Source organism: Flavobacterium zhoui (assembly GCF_042787235.1).
Lineage (GTDB): Bacteria > Bacteroidota > Bacteroidia > Flavobacteriales > Flavobacteriaceae > Flavobacterium > Flavobacterium zhoui.
Genome location: NZ_JBHZPY010000009.1, coordinates 71,054 through 88,204, shown reverse-complemented (window position 1 = coordinate 88,204; position 17,151 = coordinate 71,054). Strand labels below are relative to the sequence as shown.

Genomic DNA, 17,151 nt, shown 5'->3' with positions numbered 1-17,151 from the left:
CCTAAATTTAATATTTTAACCATTTGTATAACTCGCCCCATGTTGGTTTTTTGCCATACATGAGTATTCCTACTCGGTATATTTTGGCAGCAAACCAAACCACTGAAAAGAAGGTGCCGAATAATACGGTTATTGATATTGCGATTTGCCACCAAGGTACGCCAAACGGAATTCGCATAAGCATAACGATAGGCGATGTGAGCGGAATCATGGAAAATATAATTGCAATTGTCCCGTGTGGATCATTTATCACGGTAAAAAAACCAATATATACGCTCAACATTAATGGCATAATGATAGGCAGAAGGAATTGTTGTGAATCCGTTTGATTGTCGACAGCAGCGCCAATTGCGGCATAAAACGAACTGTAAAGAAAATAACCTCCAATAAAATAAATCACGAATCCGCCCAGAATACTTCCTATGGGTAAATTCCATAATTCTTTGATATAAATTTGGGCAGTTCCGGCAAATTCTTGTTGGGCACTTTGCATTAATTCCGGTGAAATTCTGGCGGTTGGACCTACATTTACCCCAAAAAATACAGAAGCGGCAAACATTAATGACATTCCGATAATGGCCCAAATAAGAAATTGCAATAATCCTGCCAACGAAGTTCCTATGATTTTCCCCATCATAAGCTGAAACGGCTTAACGGAGGAAATGATAATTTCGACAATTCGATTTGTTTTCTCCTCTATTACGCTGCGCATCACCATGTTTCCATAAATGATGATGAACATCATAATGAGATATCCAAAGGCGCCGCCAATCCCTATTTTTATTTCGTTTAATCCTTTTACACTTTCCTCTCCCGAAGCTTTTGCTAAGCTGATATTCACTTTCGATTCGGCATTTTTAATGGCTAAAGTATCGAGATGGGCGTTTTCCAGATTCGTTTTCGTCAGCTTCTTTGCAATTACATCTTGAACATTTTCGATGAAAGAAATACTCGGACTGTTGTTTGAAATAAACTGTATCTTATTTTCAAAATCATTTGTGCTGTTTTCTTTTGGGATATATAATAATCCTTCGTAGCTCTCATTTGTGATACTGTCTTTAAGAAATTTCAAATCAATCAAAGACAAATCGAGGTATTTATACTCCCCTTTCTTCGTGTTTTGCGAAGTGAATTCTTTGACAAACATGCCAGATTCGTCATGAATCGCAATTCGTTTCGTATCCGCTTTCATGGAACTTAAATAACCCACAAACGCTGCTATTCCCACGAATAATAACGGACTCAGAAAAGTCATTACAATGAAAGACTTATTACGCACTTTGGCAATAAATTCCCTTTTTATGATTAATGAAATAATGCTCATTTATATTTAGATTATTGGATTGTTAGATTATTAGATTTTTCGAAAAATCGAAATGTCAAATAATCCGACAATCTATTTTGTTACTGTTTGAATAAAAATATCATTTACACTTGGAATTTTTTCTACAAAATGTGTTACTTGTCCGCGTTGTGTCAGGACATTCAATAACTCGTTTGGCGTGGCATTCCCCAATTGAATTTCTAGTTTTAATTCGTTGTTAAGCGATTTAAAATTAGCAGGACCAACCGTAAATTTTTGCGTAATATCATACATCAAACCTTCTACGTTATCCGATAAGACACCCACTTCGTAACTATTGGTTTTGAATTGTCTTTTGACATCATTCAGCTTTCCTTCAATCAACTTATTCGATTTGTGAATTAAAGCAATATGATCGCACAATTCTTCCACACTTTCCATTCGGTGCGTTGAAAAAATTATGGTAGCTCCGTCATCTCTTAACTTCAAAATTTCATCCTTAATGACATTAGCATTTACAGGATCAAAACCAGAAAAAGGTTCGTCAAAAATCAACAGTTTTGGCTTGTGCAAAACACAAACAACAAATTGAATTTTTTGGGCCATTCCTTTAGATAATTCTTGAATTTTCTTGTTCCACCAACCTTGAATTTCTAATCTTTCAAACCAATATTCAAGTTGCGCTTTGGCTTCTGCTTTTGAAAGTCCTTTCATTTGAGCCAAATACAAGCATTGCTCCCCCACTTTCATCGTATTGTATAACCCTCTTTCTTCCGGAAGATACCCAATATATTGAACGTGTTTGGGCTGTAGCTTTTCACCATCAAGGATAATCTCGCCGCTATCAGGTAAAGTAATTTGATTTATGATTCTGATAAGTGATGTTTTTCCTGCTCCGTTTGGACCCAAAAGTCCGTAGATACTGCCTTTAGGAACAGTTAATGAAACCTCGTTAAGCGCTACATAATCACCGTATTGCTTCACGACTTTATTAACTTCAAGTATATTACTCATGCTGAATTTTTAATTGGTGTAAAAGTAAATAATTAGTACCGAAATACTTATAATTGTTACATAAAAAACCCATCCTTGTTTTACCGGGATGGGTTTTTTTATATTTTAATACAAACAGAATAAATTAAGTCTGTATTACGAAAACATATCTTTTACTTTCTCGAAAAATGATTTGTCTGATTTTTCAGGATTTGGAATAAAATTATCATCTGTTAAGGCATTTTCAAAAAACTGTTTTTGTTCTTTGTTCAATGTTTTTGGCGTCCAAACATTCACATGCACTAACAAATCTCCATTACCATAACCATTGATATTTGGAATCCCTTTACCTTTCAATCTAAGAATTTTACCAGACTGAATTCCTTCCTCCAACTTAATTCTCACTTTACCGTTTACGGCTTCGATGTCTTTAGAAATTCCAAGAACAGCTTCAGCAAAACTGATGTATAAATCGTAATGTAAATTTTCTCCTTCGCGTTTCAAGAATTCATGTTCCAGCTCCTCAATGGCAACAATTAAGTCTCCCGGAATACTATTTCCCGGAGCATCGTTTCCTTTGTTAGACACTTTCAATTGCATTCCGTCAACGACACCCGCAGGAATTTTTATAGACACTGTTTCATCTTCAAGAATCATTCCTTGTGAATCCGCTTCTGCTGGTTTTCTATCTAAAATCTGGCCAGAACCTCCGCAGGTCGGACAGGTTGAAGCAGATTGCATTCTACCCAAAATGGTATTGGTAACTCTCATTACCTGACCTTGACCATTACAAGTAGAACAAGTTTTATAAGAAACACCCGGAGCTTGAACTTTACGTTTTACTTTTACTTTTTTCTCAACACCATTAGCAATTTCTTCCAGTGTTAATTTTACTTTGATACGTAGGTTGCTTCCTTTAGCGCGACGAACTCCGCCACCGCCACCTCCGCCAAAACCTCCGAAACCACCTCCGAAGATATCACCAAACTGACTGAATATGTCATCCATATTCATTCCGCCGTGACCACCTCCGCCAAAACCGCCTGAACCATCAAATGCTTGATGACCATATTGATCGTATTTGGCTTTTTTCTGAGGATCGCTTAATACTTCATACGCCTCAGCAGCTAATTTAAATTTTTCTTCTGCCGATTTGTCTCCAGGATTTTTGTCAGGATGATGCGCTATAGCTTGTTTCCTGTATGCTTTTTTAATTTCGGCAGAATCGGCACTTTTTGAAATGCCTAATATTTCGTAAAAATCTTTTTTCATTTTTATTTTTTCTTTTGTAGAGATGCACTGCAGTGCGTCTCTACGCGTAATATCAAAGACATCATTAATTCAGGACTCAATTATTGCCCTATAACAACCTTAGGAAAACGAATAATTTTGTCTCCCAATTTGTATCCTTTTTCAAGAATATCAACAATTTTCCCTTTCATCTTCGGCGCTGGAATTTGAGTTATTGCTTCAGCAAAATCAGCATCAAAAACATCCCCAGCCTTAACCTCAACTTGCTCTAATCCTTTGGAAACTAAAGTGTTTTTTAATTTTTCGTGAATAAGCTCAACACCTTTCAATAAAAGCTCATCTTCTGATTTGCTTATTTCAACCAAAGCTCTGTCAAAATCATCTAAAACTGGAAGCATCGCCAATAACACTTCTTGGTTTGCCGTTTTAAACAACTCTATACGCTCTTTTGTAGTTCTTCTTTTGTAATTTTCAAATTCAGCAAATAAACGTAAATACTTATCTTTTTCCTTCGCTAAGTCTTGAGTTAATTGCTCTTCTACACTTAATTCCTCAATAATAAGTTGTTCTCCGTTCGCATTATTTTCTAATGTTACTTCATCTATTTCTTGATCGATTTCTGTATTTTCAGTAGTCATATTACTTATATTTTTAAAAATATTCTTAAACTTCATTTTTTATTCTTTTCTATGGATTGCAAAAGTACTGCCAATTCTTTTAAAATGTCAAATTGTCACTCTTTTATTAAAACACCCCTTAATTTTCATTTTATTCTTTTTAAAACAATTACATCTTTAATCTATAAATTTTAATATAATTTTATGATTATCTCGACATAGTTTACATACATTTGTGTAAGTTTTTTTAAGTATAAAATAAAAATGAAAGGTTCCCTAAAAAATTATTAATTCACCATTGTATTATATTAAAAAAAGCTTCGTTTTTAAACGAAGCTTTTTTTATGCTGTAAAGTCATGAAACTATGAAAGTGCCACCAATAAATTTTCAAAATCAAGAGAAACCTGTTCTCCGGTAACCAGATTTTTAAGCGAATACGAATTTGATTCCATTTCCTGTTCTCCAATTATAACCACAAAAGGAATTCCTCGTTTGTCAGCATGCTGAAATTGCTTCGCCACCTTTGTATTATCTGGATATAATTCTACTTTTACACCTGAAGCTCTCAATTTCTGAATGGCCTGTAACGCATAAAAAGCCTCTGCATCTCCATAATTAATAAACAACGCTTTTGAAGTTGCGGTAACGGTTTCCGGAAATAAATTCAACTCTTCGATGACCAAATAAATTCGGTCTAATCCAAATGAAATTCCAACACCGCTCATGTTTTTCAATCCAAAAATTCCAGTCAAATCATCGTATCGACCTCCACCGCCGATGGAACCCATCGCAACTGATTTTGGCGGGGCCACTTCAAAAATAGCTCCTGTATAATAATTTAATCCTCTCGCTAATGTTACATCTAAATCTAAAATGGAATTACTCAATCCCAATTTGATTACATTCTCACAAATAAAACGCAATTCTTCCACTCCTTTCATTCCTTCTTCTGATTCAGAAAGCAGTACAGAAAGCTGCGTTATTTTCTCCGAAATAGTTCCGGTAAAACTGAAAAGCGGCTGCACTTTTAGGATTGCCTCTTCAGAAATTCCTTTCTCCATCATTTCCTTCTTCACACCATCTTCGCCTATTTTGTCCAGCTTGTCTAAAGCTACAGTGAAATCTATTAATTTATCCGATGCGCCTATGACTTCGGCAATTCCAGATAATATTTTTCTGTTGTTGATTTTAATAATTACTCCGTTTAAACCCAAAGCGGTAAAAACAGTGTCATATAACTGTACTAATTCTACTTCCTGCCACAACGATTTAGAACCCACAACATCAGCATCACACTGGAAAAATTCTCTGAAACGTCCTTTTTGCGGTCTATCGGCGCGCCAAACAGGTTGAATTTGGTATCTTTTGAACGGAAATTCAATTTCGTTTTGGTGTTGTACCACGTAACGAGCAAACGGCACGGTTAAGTCATAACGCAATGCTTTCTCGGAAATACTTGAAGTCAGTTTGGTACTGTCTTTATTTTCTAAATGAGCTGCATTGGCTTTCGCCAAATAATCTCCGGAATTTAATATTTTGAAAATCAAGCGATCGCCTTCTTCACCGTATTTTCCCATTAAGGTTTCGGAGTTTTCGAATGAAGGCGTTTCTATAGGTTGGAAACCAAATTTCTCGAAATTACTTTTTATAATCTGAATGATATATTGACGTTTTGCCACCTCAGTTGGTGAAAAATCTCTTGTACCTTTTGGAATGCTCGGTTTTGATGCCATCTTAATGAATTCGTAAATTTTAATTCTTTTGCAAATATCTTGTTTTTAAAATAAAAAAAATTAGAAATTACCAATTATCTCAAATTGCTTTTTTTTGTCTTTATTTTCGGAAACGCGTTTCAAAAAGTCTTTTAGTTCATAGGTTAAAGGCAATTGATTTTGATTGTTCCAAAAATCTGCGGAATAAGAAAATTTAGCTTTAAAAATATCCTTATCAGCCGCAAAATTGGACTCTACTATTTCATTAGTGATAGAATTAGTAATGAAATAATCCATTGTTAAGTTGAAATAAAATGTTTTCTCACTTTTTTTATCGGCCAACACTTCCACCTGTGCATCGAGTCTTGATGAATTGAGATAATATTTATTTAGAGTACTGTTTTTAGCATATCTAATTAGTCTCTCGTATTTTGTTGTTCTGTATTGCGTACTGGATAGCTTAAATTTTTGATACGGTACAACTTCTGGATTGCCATAGCTGGTTACAAAAAACTCAATTACAGCATAATCTTTTCTATTTATAATAAAATAGCCAGAACTAATTTGCCCCCAAACATTTTTCCCCTCAGATTCAAATAAAATTTTCCTATAATCGACATCATTATATTCTTCTTCTGTAAAAATATTTTGACGCAACGTAGGAAATGATCCACCAAGAAATTCCTTGAAATCTGGAAATGCAAAATCAATCATACCCTTTTTTTCAAAAAAGCTTGTTTTTCTCATGTTTAAAACTTCAATCTCACTAGAACTTTTTGGACTAGCATTTTTACCTCTTTTTGCATGAATATCTTGTAACACAATGATGTTATTATCTTTTCTGAGCACATTACGTAAAAAAAAGTTTGAAGTGTAATTTAAAATGTAATTATCCGCCATTTTATCATAAACTTTTTTTATAAATGGCTCTAAATTAGTTACCACAATCTCTTTTAGTTCAAAGGCTTTAGATTCCATATAAATGGTGTCTTGCTTTTCTATTCCCTTAAAAGTAGTTTTTATGGAATTATAGCCCAAGAAATTGAAATTGATTTCATTTTTACCAGAAACAAAAACAAATAATCCTTCTTGATTTGTTGTAGAATTATCTTTATCATTATAGATACTAACGCTTCCGATAGGCAATTTTGTTATTTTATCAGCAATTATTTTGCTGATTTTAAAATTTTGAGAGTGTACCACATTGCTAAAAAAAAGAATACAAAAAGTGGCAAAAAAAACATTCTTCATATTTTATTAATTTACGAATTACAAATTTAAAAAAATCAATTTATTAAAAATCGAAAATCATATTATTCTTACAGCAAATATGATGTTTTTTAATAAATATCCCATATTCCAGAACAAATTTGTAACAAAAATTGTATTTTCGTGTCAAATAGGAACTATGCTAAAATTATTCAAAGAAAATATTCGGATCGCTTTAGGATCTATCAAAACACAGCTGTTAAGAACCATTCTTACGGTTTTGATAATTGCTATTGGAATTACCGCATTAGTTGGAATTCTAACCGTAGTTGCTGCTTTAGAAAACACGATTTCATCCGATTTTGCTTCCATGGGAGCCAACACTTTTAATGTCAACCAGTACGAAAATACGGCCCGAAGACAAGGCGGTGAGGAACGAAAAATCATAAATCCAATCATTTCCTACCCGGAAGCCGTTGCTTTCAAAAATAAATATAAATATCCTTTTACCGAAACTTCGCTTTCTTTTACGGCTACAACTACTGCCGAAGTGAAGTATGAAGGGGCTAAAACTGATCCTGAAAATGCAATTGTTGGAGTCGACGAATATTTCATGACTAATTCTGGTTTAGAAACCAGTTCAGGACGAAATTTCACCGGATTTGATATTCAAAACAATGCTTATGTATGTGTTGTAGGTTCTGATTTTGAAAAAGGTTTACTCAAAGATGTCAACCCAATTGACAAAATTATATCTATCAGAGGAGCCCGATTTAGAGTTATTGGTGTTTTAAAAGAAAAAGGGGCCACTTTTGGCAATAAGCAAGATTTAAGGATTTTGATTCCTATTCAGGTAGCCCGTTCCCTCTTTACAGCACCTAACATAAATTACACGACAAGTGTCATGGTTTCCAGAAAAGAATTACTGGATCAAGCCATTGACAACGCCATAAGCACGATGAGAAGTGTTCGCAAATTAAGTCCGGTAAAAGACAATAATTTTGGAGTAGTTCGAAGTGATGACCTTATTAATAGAATCTTAGGAATTACCAAATATCTTGGACTTGCCTCATGGCTTATTGGTATCATAACCGTTTTTGGATCTTCTATCGCTTTGATGAATATTATGATCGTTTCAGTTACGGAGCGAACCCGTGAAATAGGTGTTCGTAAAGCTTTGGGCGCTAAAAAAACTACAATTGCCGTTCAATTTTTTATAGAAACTTTGTTAATTGGCCAACTGGGTGGTTTAGCAGGAATAATTTTTGGAATATTAATTGGTTTTGGTATTGCAACAGCCATGGATTTTGTTTTTGTCGTCCCATGGGGAGCCATTTCGGCAGCCTTTATTACGAGTTTTCTTGTAGCAATATTTTCAGGTCTATATCCTGCTGTAAAAGCCGCTTTACTAGATCCTATTGAGGCTTTGCGATATGAGTAGTTTTCTAGCGTCATTGCGAGGAACGAAGCGATCACATTCTGTATTTTCCAAAACAATTTGGGCGTGACCCCATTAAAAAAAGGGGCTAACTGATCTTACGTGCAAGTTGCCCCTTTTTTTAATGCGGTCGGGTCATCCGCATTACAAGGTAATTTGCTCCTACCCCTCACGCACACCCTACTAAACCATAACTTTTGCTTGTAACAATTAAGCTAAATGTGATTGCTTCGTTCCTAGCAATGACAACTAATCATCCTGTCATTTCCGTAAATATCTTTTCGCAATTCGATGTTTTTGAAATTCATTTTCTCCAATAAATTAATCATTTCTTTTCCTAGATATTGATTGATTTCAAAAAATAACTGTCCTTGTTCTGAAAGGTTTTTTTGAGCTAGTTCCGCTATTTTTTTATAAAAAATCAACGCATCATTATCTTCCACAAAAAGAGCCAAATGGGGTTCGTTGTCTAAAACATTTTTCTTGATTTCCTCTTTTTCTAAATTCCGTACATAAGGAGGATTGGAAACTATAATATCAAATTGTTGAAGTAAATCTTTGGTTTCAAGAATGTTTTGATTAATAAAAGTAACCTTTACCTTATTGAGCTCTGCATTTTTTTTGGCTGTAGCCAAAGCTTTTTCGGAAACATCTATCGCATAAACCTCTGAATTCGGAATGTTTTTTGCCAATGAAATAGCAATACAACCGCTTCCGGTTCCAATATCCAGAATTTTTAGATTTTTAGACTCATGGCTTATCCGATTATTAGACAAAATCCATTCGACTAATTCCTCGGTTTCCGGTCTGGGAATCAAAACGTTTTCATTGACTTCAAAATCCAAACCGTAAAAACTCGTTTTACCCAATAAATACTGAATCGGAATTTCCTTTTTTAATTGTTCCAAAATGGAGTTCCAAACCAAAATTTCTTCTTGCGAAAATTCCAGATCAGGACGCAATGCCAAGTCTATTCTTTTCAAGTTGTTTTTTTTTTCTAAAATTAAATAGAAAAAACTCTCCGCTTCTCCCGCATCATAAATCGAGGTGAGTTCTTGAATAAATTGGCTTCTGTATTCTTTTATTTTCATTTTATTGTTTGAATTGCCGTTGGTTTTAACCAACGGAATAAAATATATTAATAGCTATTGGCTTTATCCAAAATTCAACATCAAATTTTGGCTAAAGCCAATAATAATTTAAATTTCAGAGTCCGTTGGTTAAAACCAACGGCAATTCATCTTTATTCAAAATTGAATATTCAACATTAAAAAAAATTAAAGTTTGAACAACGAATTTTGAAGTTTTTACAACTCTTTCAACATCCAAACCGGACAACTTATATGACCTGTACTTCCCATAGGCGAACAAATATATTCGAAGCCAGTTTTTTTATAGAGTTTCTGCGCATCGAGCATAAAAGGCATTGTTTCCAAATAACACTTTTCGAAACCAAAATCCTTTGCGCTGTGCAAACATTTAGCCATCATTTGGCTTCCTATTCCCAAACCTCGTGTTTCTGGCAAAAAATACATTTTTTGCAATTCACAAATAGTTTCTGCTTCATTTTCAAGTTGCGCCACTCCAGCCGAACCGATAATTCTGCCTTCTTTTTCAACGACGTAATAAACTGATTTTGGCTTGCTGTATTCCTCAAACATTAAATCCAAATAAGGATCTTCATAAGCCGTTCCCACTTTAGGAATATTCAATTCGTCAAAAACAGCTCTAATCAATGCTGCAACTGCACTATTGTCCTCTTTTTTTATTTTTCTAATACTGTAATTTTCCATTTTTTAACACCGCTAATTTTAATCACAAAAGTAGAAATTGTTTATTGTAATTTTAGAAAGTTTTAAAACAAATTGGCAAGCTTCAAGGCTAAACTCAAAAATAACTACTTTTGCAAGGTGAAAACACATGAAAAATATATAAATCGTTGCATCGAATTGGCCGAAAACGGCTTGGGAACAACCTATCCCAATCCTTTGGTTGGAAGCGTAATAGTTTATGATGGTAAAATCATTGGCGAAGGCTGGCATAAAAAATCAGGCGAACCGCATGCAGAAGTAAATGCAATAAATTCAGTAAAAGATAAATCGTTGTTGAAAAAATCGACTATTTACGTGAGTTTAGAACCGTGTAGTCATTTTGGAAAAACTCCTCCTTGTTGTGATTTGATTGTGAAAAATAGAATCCCAAATGTTGTTATTGGAACTGTTGACCCTAATGAGAAAGTAGCTGGAAATGGCATCAAAAAATTAATCGAAGCCGGAATACAGGTTACCGTTGGTATTCTTGAGACCCAATGCAACGAACTGAATAAACGCTTTTTTACTTTTCATGAAAAGAAAAGACCGTACATAATTTTGAAATGGGCCGAAAGTAAAGATGGATTTATCGCTCCTTTAGAAAAATTAAAAAAAAAACCAGTTTGGATTACTAATCAGCATTCACGACAATTGGTACATAAATGGAGAAGTGAAGAACAAGCTATTCTTGTAGGAACCCAAACCGTTATTGATGACAATCCAAAATTAGATGTGAGGGATTGGATCGGTACTAATCCTATTCGGGTGGTTTTAGATCAAAACAATCGCATTTCAAACGAACATTATCTATTTGACAGCAACGTTAAAACAATCGTGTTTTCGAAATTAAAGCCTGCCGTTGAAAAAGAAAATATTATCTTTGAAGTAATTGATTTCGAACAAAATATAGCAACACAAATCGCTGAAATGCTTTATAAACATCAAATTCAATCGGTGATTATAGAGGGAGGCAGGCAAACTATACAGACCTTTATTGATTCCAATCTTTGGGACGAAGCGCGTATTTTTATTGGAAATACCCTAATTAAAGAAGGGATAAAAGCACCAATATTGATTAGAAAATCGTTCGAAAAACTTTCAATTGGTGATGACGAACTAATATTATCTAGAAACGATGATTAATACTATTATTTTTGATTTTGGAGATATATTTATCAATCTGGACAAACAAGCCACTATGGATGGCCTAAAAAAATTAGGCTTAAAAGAATGGAATGATGACTTAGACCACTTAAACATTCAGTTTGAAATGGGACAAATCTCAAGAGAAAACTTTCTTTTTGGTATTCAAAAACACCTCCCAAATGCAAGTATTAAAGAAATATTAGTCGCTTGGAATGCGATTCTTTTAGACTTCCCGCTTTACCGTTTGGAATTTCTTCAAATGCTCTCCAAAAAATACCGCTTATTTTTACTAAGCAACACCGACTCAATTCATATAGAAACTTTCGAACAGAAAGTCGGCGTTTCCTTTTACAGTGATTTTTACCAATGTTTCGAAAAAGTATATTTTTCTTTTGAAGTTGGAATTAGGAAACCCAACGCTGAAATTTTCAATTACGTCATAAACAATCATGAGTTGTCTGCAAAACGAACTCTGTTTATCGATGATAAAAAAGAAAATACGGATGCTGCGCACAAGTTAGGAATAGAAGTTTGGCATCTAAAAGTGGGCGAAGAAGATATCGTTGATTTATTCGATAAAAAAATAATTTAGAAAACAATACCCTTTTGGAATTTAAAGACACGTTCAATACTATTGAAACTTCCCCTTCATCCGTTTTATTCAAAGAAAAAAACAGCAAATTTTTTGGCTATGCTTTCCCGATACTGTCTGACGACCAAGTAAAATCCATCATTGATAGTTTAAGAAAAGAACATCCTAATGCCGGGCACTTTTGCTATGCATATCAAATAGGTACTGACACGATAACGTATAGAGCAAATGATGATGGAGAGCCAAGCAACAGCGCGGGAATGCCTATTTATGGCCAAATTCAGTCATTTTCTGTTACCAATATACTAATTGTAGTGGTCCGCATTTTTGGAGGCGTAAAATTAGGTGTTGGCGGATTGATTACAGCCTACAAAACAACTGCTCAAATGATTCTTGAAACTTGTGAAATAGTAGAAAAAACAATTGATATTCATTTTATAATCACATTTGATTACGTCAATATGAATAAAGTAATGCGAGTAATCAAAGAAAAAAAATTAGAAATTGTAACTCAGGAAATGGAAATAAATGAAATATTTGAACAGCCGACAGGAAAAATCGAGATAAAAACTCGAAAAAAAAATGCCGAAACGATATTCGACATCTTTAATTCTATATTCGAAATCAACATAAAAAGACTTTAATTTCTACAAAAAAAAACCACTTTGATAAGTTATTCGATAGTTTTTAACAAATCTAAAATATAATCCGGTGGGGCCATTGGGCGACCCGTTTTTAAGGACACGAAAACTAATATAAACTGGGCCGTTGTTAATAACTCTTCCGATTCATTATAAATAGCGCAATCAAATTCTATCTTCACAGAGCTCTGACTTTTAAAAACGGTATGAACAGTAAGCAACTCATCATATCGAGCTGATTTTTTATAATTTATATTCATTGAAACAATAGGAAGAGCGATACCGCTTTCTTCCATGCTTTTATAAGAAATCCCTTTGTGTCTAAGCCATTCCACCCTTCCTATCTCAAAATAAGGGATATAATTACCATGATAAACAACACCCATTTGGTCTGTTTCTGAATAGCGAACCCGAACTTGAATTTGATGATCTTTCATTAATTATTTATTAAAAATTTAAAATTCATAAAGCTCCTTACAACATTAATTTATAAAATTATCACCTATTATATTTTTTTTTACAGAAAATTGTTCACATATTTGTTACCCTGAAAAATATTAGAAACACATTCTTTTTTTTGTAGGATAATAAATACCCAAATAAAAATAATTTAACAGAATCTATGAACAAAACTGCTCAATCAGTATGGGAAAACTGTTTGTCTTTTATAAAAGACAACATTCAGGATCAAGCTTATAAAACTTGGTTCGAACCAATCAAATCAGTTGAGCTTACCGATAACGCATTATATATTCAAGTTCCTAGCAAATTCTTTTATGAATGGTTAGAAGAACACTACGTCAAATTATTAAAAGTGGCACTTACTAAAGAACTTGGAAAAAACGCTAAGTTACTTTATAAAATCAGAATGGAAAACACTTATGGTAACAAACAACCGTTTACGGAACAATTACCTAGTGCCAATAGAGTCCCTATGAAGCCTCAAGAAGTTGATGCTCCATTCAAGAATTTAAACCCAGAGTTAAAAAATCCATTTGTAATTCCAGGAATTCGCAATTTAAAAATTGAATCTCAACTGAATGCGAATTATAGTTTTGATAATTTTCTCGAAGGAGACTCTAATAGATTAGCCAGATCTGCTGGGATGGCAGTTGCCAATAAACCAGGTGGAACATCTTTTAACCCATTATTGATTTTTGGCGGTGTTGGTCTGGGAAAAACACATTTAGCACATGCTATAGGTGTTGAAATAAAAGATAAATATCCGGACAAAACAGTTTTATACATTTCAGCTGAAATATTTACCCAACAGTACATTGACTCGGTAAAGAAAAACAACCGAAATGATTTCATTCATTTCTATCAATTAATAGATGTATTAATCATTGATGATGTCCAATTCCTTTCCGGAAAATCAGGAACTCAAGATGTGTTTTTTCACATATTCAACTATTTGCATCAAAATGGCAAACAGGTAATTTTGACTTCGGACAAAGCACCAGTTGACATGCAAGATATCGAACAACGTTTATTATCTCGCTTCAAATGGGGATTGTCTGCTGAATTGCATCAACCGGATTACGAAACCAGAATTTCTATACTGAAAAATATATTATACAGAGATGGTGTTGAAATACCGGAAGAAATTATTGAATACGTTGCCCGTAATATAAAATCGAATGTACGTGAACTTGAAGGGGCTATAATTTCCTTGATTGCACAATCGTCCTTCAACAAGAAAGAGGTTACGCTGGAACTTGCGAAAAGTGTCGTTGAAAAATTCGTCAAAAATGTAAAACGAGAAATTTCGATTGATTATATTCAAAAAATTGTTTCTGATTATTTTCAATTGGATTTAGAAACACTTCAATCTAAAACTAGAAAAAGACATGTAGTACAAGCTAGACAGTTAGCTATGTTTTTTGCTAAAAAATTTACAAAAGCATCCTTAGCTAATATTGGTTCCCAAATTGGTGATCGTGATCATGCTACCGTATTACATGCTTGTAAAACCGTTGATAATTTAATGGCGACCGACAAACAATTCAAGAAATTTGTTGATGACATTAATAAGAAATTAACGCTATAAAAAGCATTATGCCCATAAAAATCTTAATGGTTTGTTTAGGAAATATTTGTCGGTCGCCCTTGGCTGAAGGAATATTAGCTTCTAAACTTCCCAAAAACAAATTTAAAGTTGATTCAGCAGGAACAGGCTCATGGCATATCGGTCGTTCACCTGATGATCGTTCAATAGCTGTAGCAAAGAAATACAATTTAGATATTTCAGAACAAAAAGGGAGACAATTCAGTACTAGTGATTTCAATACTTTTGACTATATTTTTGTAATGGATAATACCAATTATGATGATGTAGTTCAACTTGCCCAAAACCAAGAACAAAGGGAAAAAGTTCATCTTGTATTAAATTCTTTATTCCCTAACGAAAACGTAGATGTTCCCGATCCTTACTTTGGCTTACCAAACGGTTTTGAAATCATTTACAATATGCTAGATAATGCGTGCGACGTGATTGCCAAAGAATTAATAGCCAGACATCTATAAATTTCTACTTTAAAAAGATTTTTAAAAATAGCTTCTTTATTTTTAATTAATTCTATCCTCATACATTTAGCTTCCAAATATAAAATTAGACCCATGAAATCAACTACTCCTTTAGGAAAACTCTATTTAATCCCTACCACGATGGGTGATTGCGACCCAATGGATGTTTTACCACAGACCATAAAAAGAAGCATTGATTTTATTGATTATTATATTGTTGAGAATGACAAAACAGCTCGTAAATCCATCAAAGAAGTTAGTCCCGAGAAGAAACAATCAGAGCTAAAGCTTTTTGTTTTGAATAAACATACTGAAACGAAAGAGCATTTAGATTTCATCAAACCTTTATTGGAAGGTAAAAATGTAGGTTTAATGAGTGAAGCGGGTTGTCCCGGAGTGGCAGATCCCGGTGCTGTGATTGTAAAATTAGCCCATGAAAAAGGAATCCAGGTTGTTCCGTTGGTAGGTCCTTCTTCTATTCTTTTGGCCATGATGGCGTCAGGAATGAACGGGCAAAGTTTTACGTTTCATGGCTACTTACCTATTGAAAAAGACGAAAAGAAAGCCAGTTTTAAAACTTTAGAGAGGGTATCTTTCGAAAAAAATCAATCTCAGATTTTTATCGAAACTCCATATCGCAACAATAAATTATTAGAAGATTTAGTGCAAACACTCCATCCAGAGACACATTTATGTATTGCAACTGATATCACTTTACCAACAGAATATATCAAGACTAAGAAAATTGCAGCTTGGAAAAAAGAAACCATCGATTTACATAAACGTCCCACAATTTTTATCATACACAAAATGTAAAGTTTGTCTATTACAAATTATCGTTTAAACAATCCATTTACAGTAAATTCTATTGTTTATAAGTTACCAAAGACTTAGAAAATCCTCAATAAAATTATATTTTCCTTATTTTAAAAAACATTTGATTCTAATATAAACACTCAGCTATCTTAGAAACAAAAAAGTAAAAAATACTTTTTATTAAATACTCTTGAACCTTAAAAAATAGTTCCTCTAAAAACAAAACTATCCAACTTTATATCATTAATAACGGTTTTTCCGATTAATAATTAGAAGAAAAAAGCAGCTTTATTTAACATTAATTATAGAAACCATTAACCCTGAAATTCTAAAAAAAGTGTTAATTTTACTTGTGCCCAACATTTTCTTGATTTTAAAATTTAAGAAAAAAAAATTGTTAATATCCTGAATAATAATGATTTATATTAATCTAATAAATTAAAAGGGGAAGAAAACCGTAAGCCTTGTCATAATTAATACATCATTATAATTCTTTGTAAATAATTATATTTTAAAACTATTATTATGAAATCATTTATTGTTATTTTGTTTTTTTTAAGCATAACTACGATCTCCTATTCGCAAGACACGCTTAAAGTTGATGGGAATATTAAAATAGAAGAATTACCAGCGGTTGTTATTAAAAAAGCTGGAAAAGACTTTTCTGTATATTTACCGGACAGAAACCCTGATTTAAAAGTGAGAAATTTAGAAGATAAATTTATCGCCTACGATCTGGGTAAAGATTACGAAGGTTACGAAAACTATTTGGTGATAATGGAAACTAAAAGTGGTTCCTTATCCGCTACTTATAACGAAAACGGAAAATTAACACGAGTTGTTGAAAAATATCAAAATGTAAAACTTCCTAGTAGTGTGGTTTACTCGGTTTATAAAGCATTTCCAGGATGGCAAATAATTAATGACAAGTATTTGTATTCTCAAGAAGAAGGTGATGTCGTTAAAAAAGAATATAATCTTAAAATTAAAAGAGATAAAGAAACTCGAAAACTGGTAGTTAGCGCAGACGGAGAAATCATGAAAGGCAAGTAACTACAATTAACTTTAATTTTCAGAAGCTGCCTTCGGGTGGCT

At 33.3% G+C, this 17,151-nt stretch carries 17 protein-coding genes; 8 read left to right on the top strand and 9 right to left on the bottom strand.

Annotated elements, in window-relative coordinates:
- Positions 1-7: 7 nt before the first annotated feature.
- The 6 genes from ACFX5F_RS11175 to ACFX5F_RS11150 all read right to left on the bottom strand — a co-directional run bounded on the left by ACFX5F_RS11175 (position 8) and on the right by ACFX5F_RS11150 (position 7,128).
- Positions 8-1,324 (bottom strand): ABC transporter permease, encoded by a 1,317-nt coding sequence (locus ACFX5F_RS11175; protein ID WP_379852116.1) that lies wholly within the window; start codon positions 1,322-1,324, stop codon positions 8-10.
- A 72-nt stretch (positions 1,325-1,396) separates the two neighbouring features.
- Positions 1,397-2,317: an ABC transporter ATP-binding protein gene (locus ACFX5F_RS11170; RefSeq protein WP_379852115.1), complete on the bottom strand. Its 921-nt coding sequence runs from the start codon at positions 2,315-2,317 to the stop codon at positions 1,397-1,399.
- A gap of 135 nt (positions 2,318-2,452) precedes the next feature.
- Positions 2,453-3,568, bottom strand: a complete 1,116-nt coding sequence (dnaJ, locus tag ACFX5F_RS11165; RefSeq protein WP_379852114.1) for a molecular chaperone DnaJ — start codon at positions 3,566-3,568, stop codon at positions 2,453-2,455.
- Positions 3,569-3,648: 80 nt separating this feature from the next.
- Positions 3,649-4,221, bottom strand: a complete 573-nt coding sequence (locus ACFX5F_RS11160) for a nucleotide exchange factor GrpE (protein WP_379852113.1) — start codon at positions 4,219-4,221, stop codon at positions 3,649-3,651.
- A gap of 306 nt (positions 4,222-4,527) precedes the next feature.
- Positions 4,528-5,898, bottom strand: a complete 1,371-nt coding sequence (gene hisS / locus ACFX5F_RS11155; protein WP_379852112.1) for a histidine--tRNA ligase — start codon at positions 5,896-5,898, stop codon at positions 4,528-4,530.
- 60 nt (positions 5,899-5,958) lie between these two features.
- Entirely contained in the window at positions 5,959-7,128 is a 1,170-nt protein-coding gene (locus tag ACFX5F_RS11150; RefSeq protein WP_379852111.1) for a hypothetical protein, read from the bottom strand.
- Between the two features lie 157 nt (positions 7,129-7,285).
- Between ACFX5F_RS11150 and ACFX5F_RS11145 the strand changes: the two genes are divergently transcribed.
- Positions 7,286-8,527, top strand: coding sequence for an ABC transporter permease (locus ACFX5F_RS11145; RefSeq protein ID WP_379852110.1), 1,242 nt, complete (start codon positions 7,286-7,288; stop codon positions 8,525-8,527).
- A gap of 233 nt (positions 8,528-8,760) precedes the next feature.
- Here the strand turns inward: ACFX5F_RS11145 and prmC are convergent, their stop codons facing one another.
- Positions 8,761-9,615 (bottom strand): peptide chain release factor N(5)-glutamine methyltransferase, encoded by an 855-nt coding sequence (prmC, locus tag ACFX5F_RS11140; RefSeq protein WP_379852109.1) that lies wholly within the window; start codon positions 9,613-9,615, stop codon positions 8,761-8,763.
- A 216-nt stretch (positions 9,616-9,831) separates the two neighbouring features.
- Entirely contained in the window at positions 9,832-10,317 is a 486-nt protein-coding gene (locus ACFX5F_RS11135) for a GNAT family N-acetyltransferase (protein ID WP_379852108.1), read from the bottom strand.
- A 117-nt stretch (positions 10,318-10,434) separates the two neighbouring features.
- Between ACFX5F_RS11135 and ribD the strand changes: the two genes are divergently transcribed.
- The 3 genes from ribD to ACFX5F_RS11120 are packed head-to-tail and all read left to right on the top strand — an operon-like array spanning position 10,435 to position 12,717.
- Positions 10,435-11,478 (top strand): bifunctional diaminohydroxyphosphoribosylaminopyrimidine deaminase/5-amino-6-(5-phosphoribosylamino)uracil reductase RibD, encoded by a 1,044-nt coding sequence (ribD, locus tag ACFX5F_RS11130; RefSeq protein ID WP_379852107.1) that lies wholly within the window; start codon positions 10,435-10,437, stop codon positions 11,476-11,478.
- On the top strand, positions 11,471-12,073 hold the full coding sequence (locus tag ACFX5F_RS11125; RefSeq protein WP_379852106.1) for an HAD family hydrolase: 603 nt from the start codon (positions 11,471-11,473) through the stop codon (positions 12,071-12,073). Before ribD ends, ACFX5F_RS11125 begins: the two co-directional genes overlap by 8 nt.
- 14 nt (positions 12,074-12,087) lie before the next feature.
- Positions 12,088-12,717: an IMPACT family protein gene (locus ACFX5F_RS11120; protein ID WP_379852105.1), complete on the top strand. Its 630-nt coding sequence runs from the start codon at positions 12,088-12,090 to the stop codon at positions 12,715-12,717.
- A gap of 29 nt (positions 12,718-12,746) precedes the next feature.
- Here ACFX5F_RS11120 and ACFX5F_RS11115 read toward each other — a convergent pair whose 3' ends face one another.
- Complete coding sequence (locus tag ACFX5F_RS11115) at positions 12,747-13,151, bottom strand: acyl-CoA thioesterase (protein WP_379852104.1); 405 nt, start codon at positions 13,149-13,151, stop codon at positions 12,747-12,749.
- 185 nt (positions 13,152-13,336) lie between these two features.
- Here ACFX5F_RS11115 and dnaA point away from each other — a divergent pair, with 185 nt between their 5' ends.
- The 4 genes from dnaA (at position 13,337) to ACFX5F_RS11095 (ending at position 17,109) form a co-directional block, all read left to right on the top strand.
- Positions 13,337-14,764, top strand: a complete 1,428-nt coding sequence (gene dnaA / locus ACFX5F_RS11110; RefSeq protein ID WP_379852103.1) for a chromosomal replication initiator protein DnaA — start codon at positions 13,337-13,339, stop codon at positions 14,762-14,764.
- 8 nt (positions 14,765-14,772) lie between these two features.
- Positions 14,773-15,240 (top strand): low molecular weight protein-tyrosine-phosphatase, encoded by a 468-nt coding sequence (locus ACFX5F_RS11105; RefSeq protein WP_379852102.1) that lies wholly within the window; start codon positions 14,773-14,775, stop codon positions 15,238-15,240.
- 93 nt (positions 15,241-15,333) lie between these two features.
- Positions 15,334-16,056, top strand: coding sequence for an SAM-dependent methyltransferase (locus ACFX5F_RS11100; RefSeq protein WP_379852101.1), 723 nt, complete (start codon positions 15,334-15,336; stop codon positions 16,054-16,056).
- Positions 16,057-16,581: 525 nt separating this feature from the next.
- Positions 16,582-17,109 carry a hypothetical protein gene (locus ACFX5F_RS11095; RefSeq protein ID WP_379852100.1) on the top strand — a complete coding sequence of 176 codons (528 nt, stop codon included), beginning with the start codon at positions 16,582-16,584 and terminating at the stop codon, positions 17,107-17,109.
- The last annotated feature ends 42 nt before the right edge of the window (positions 17,110-17,151 follow it).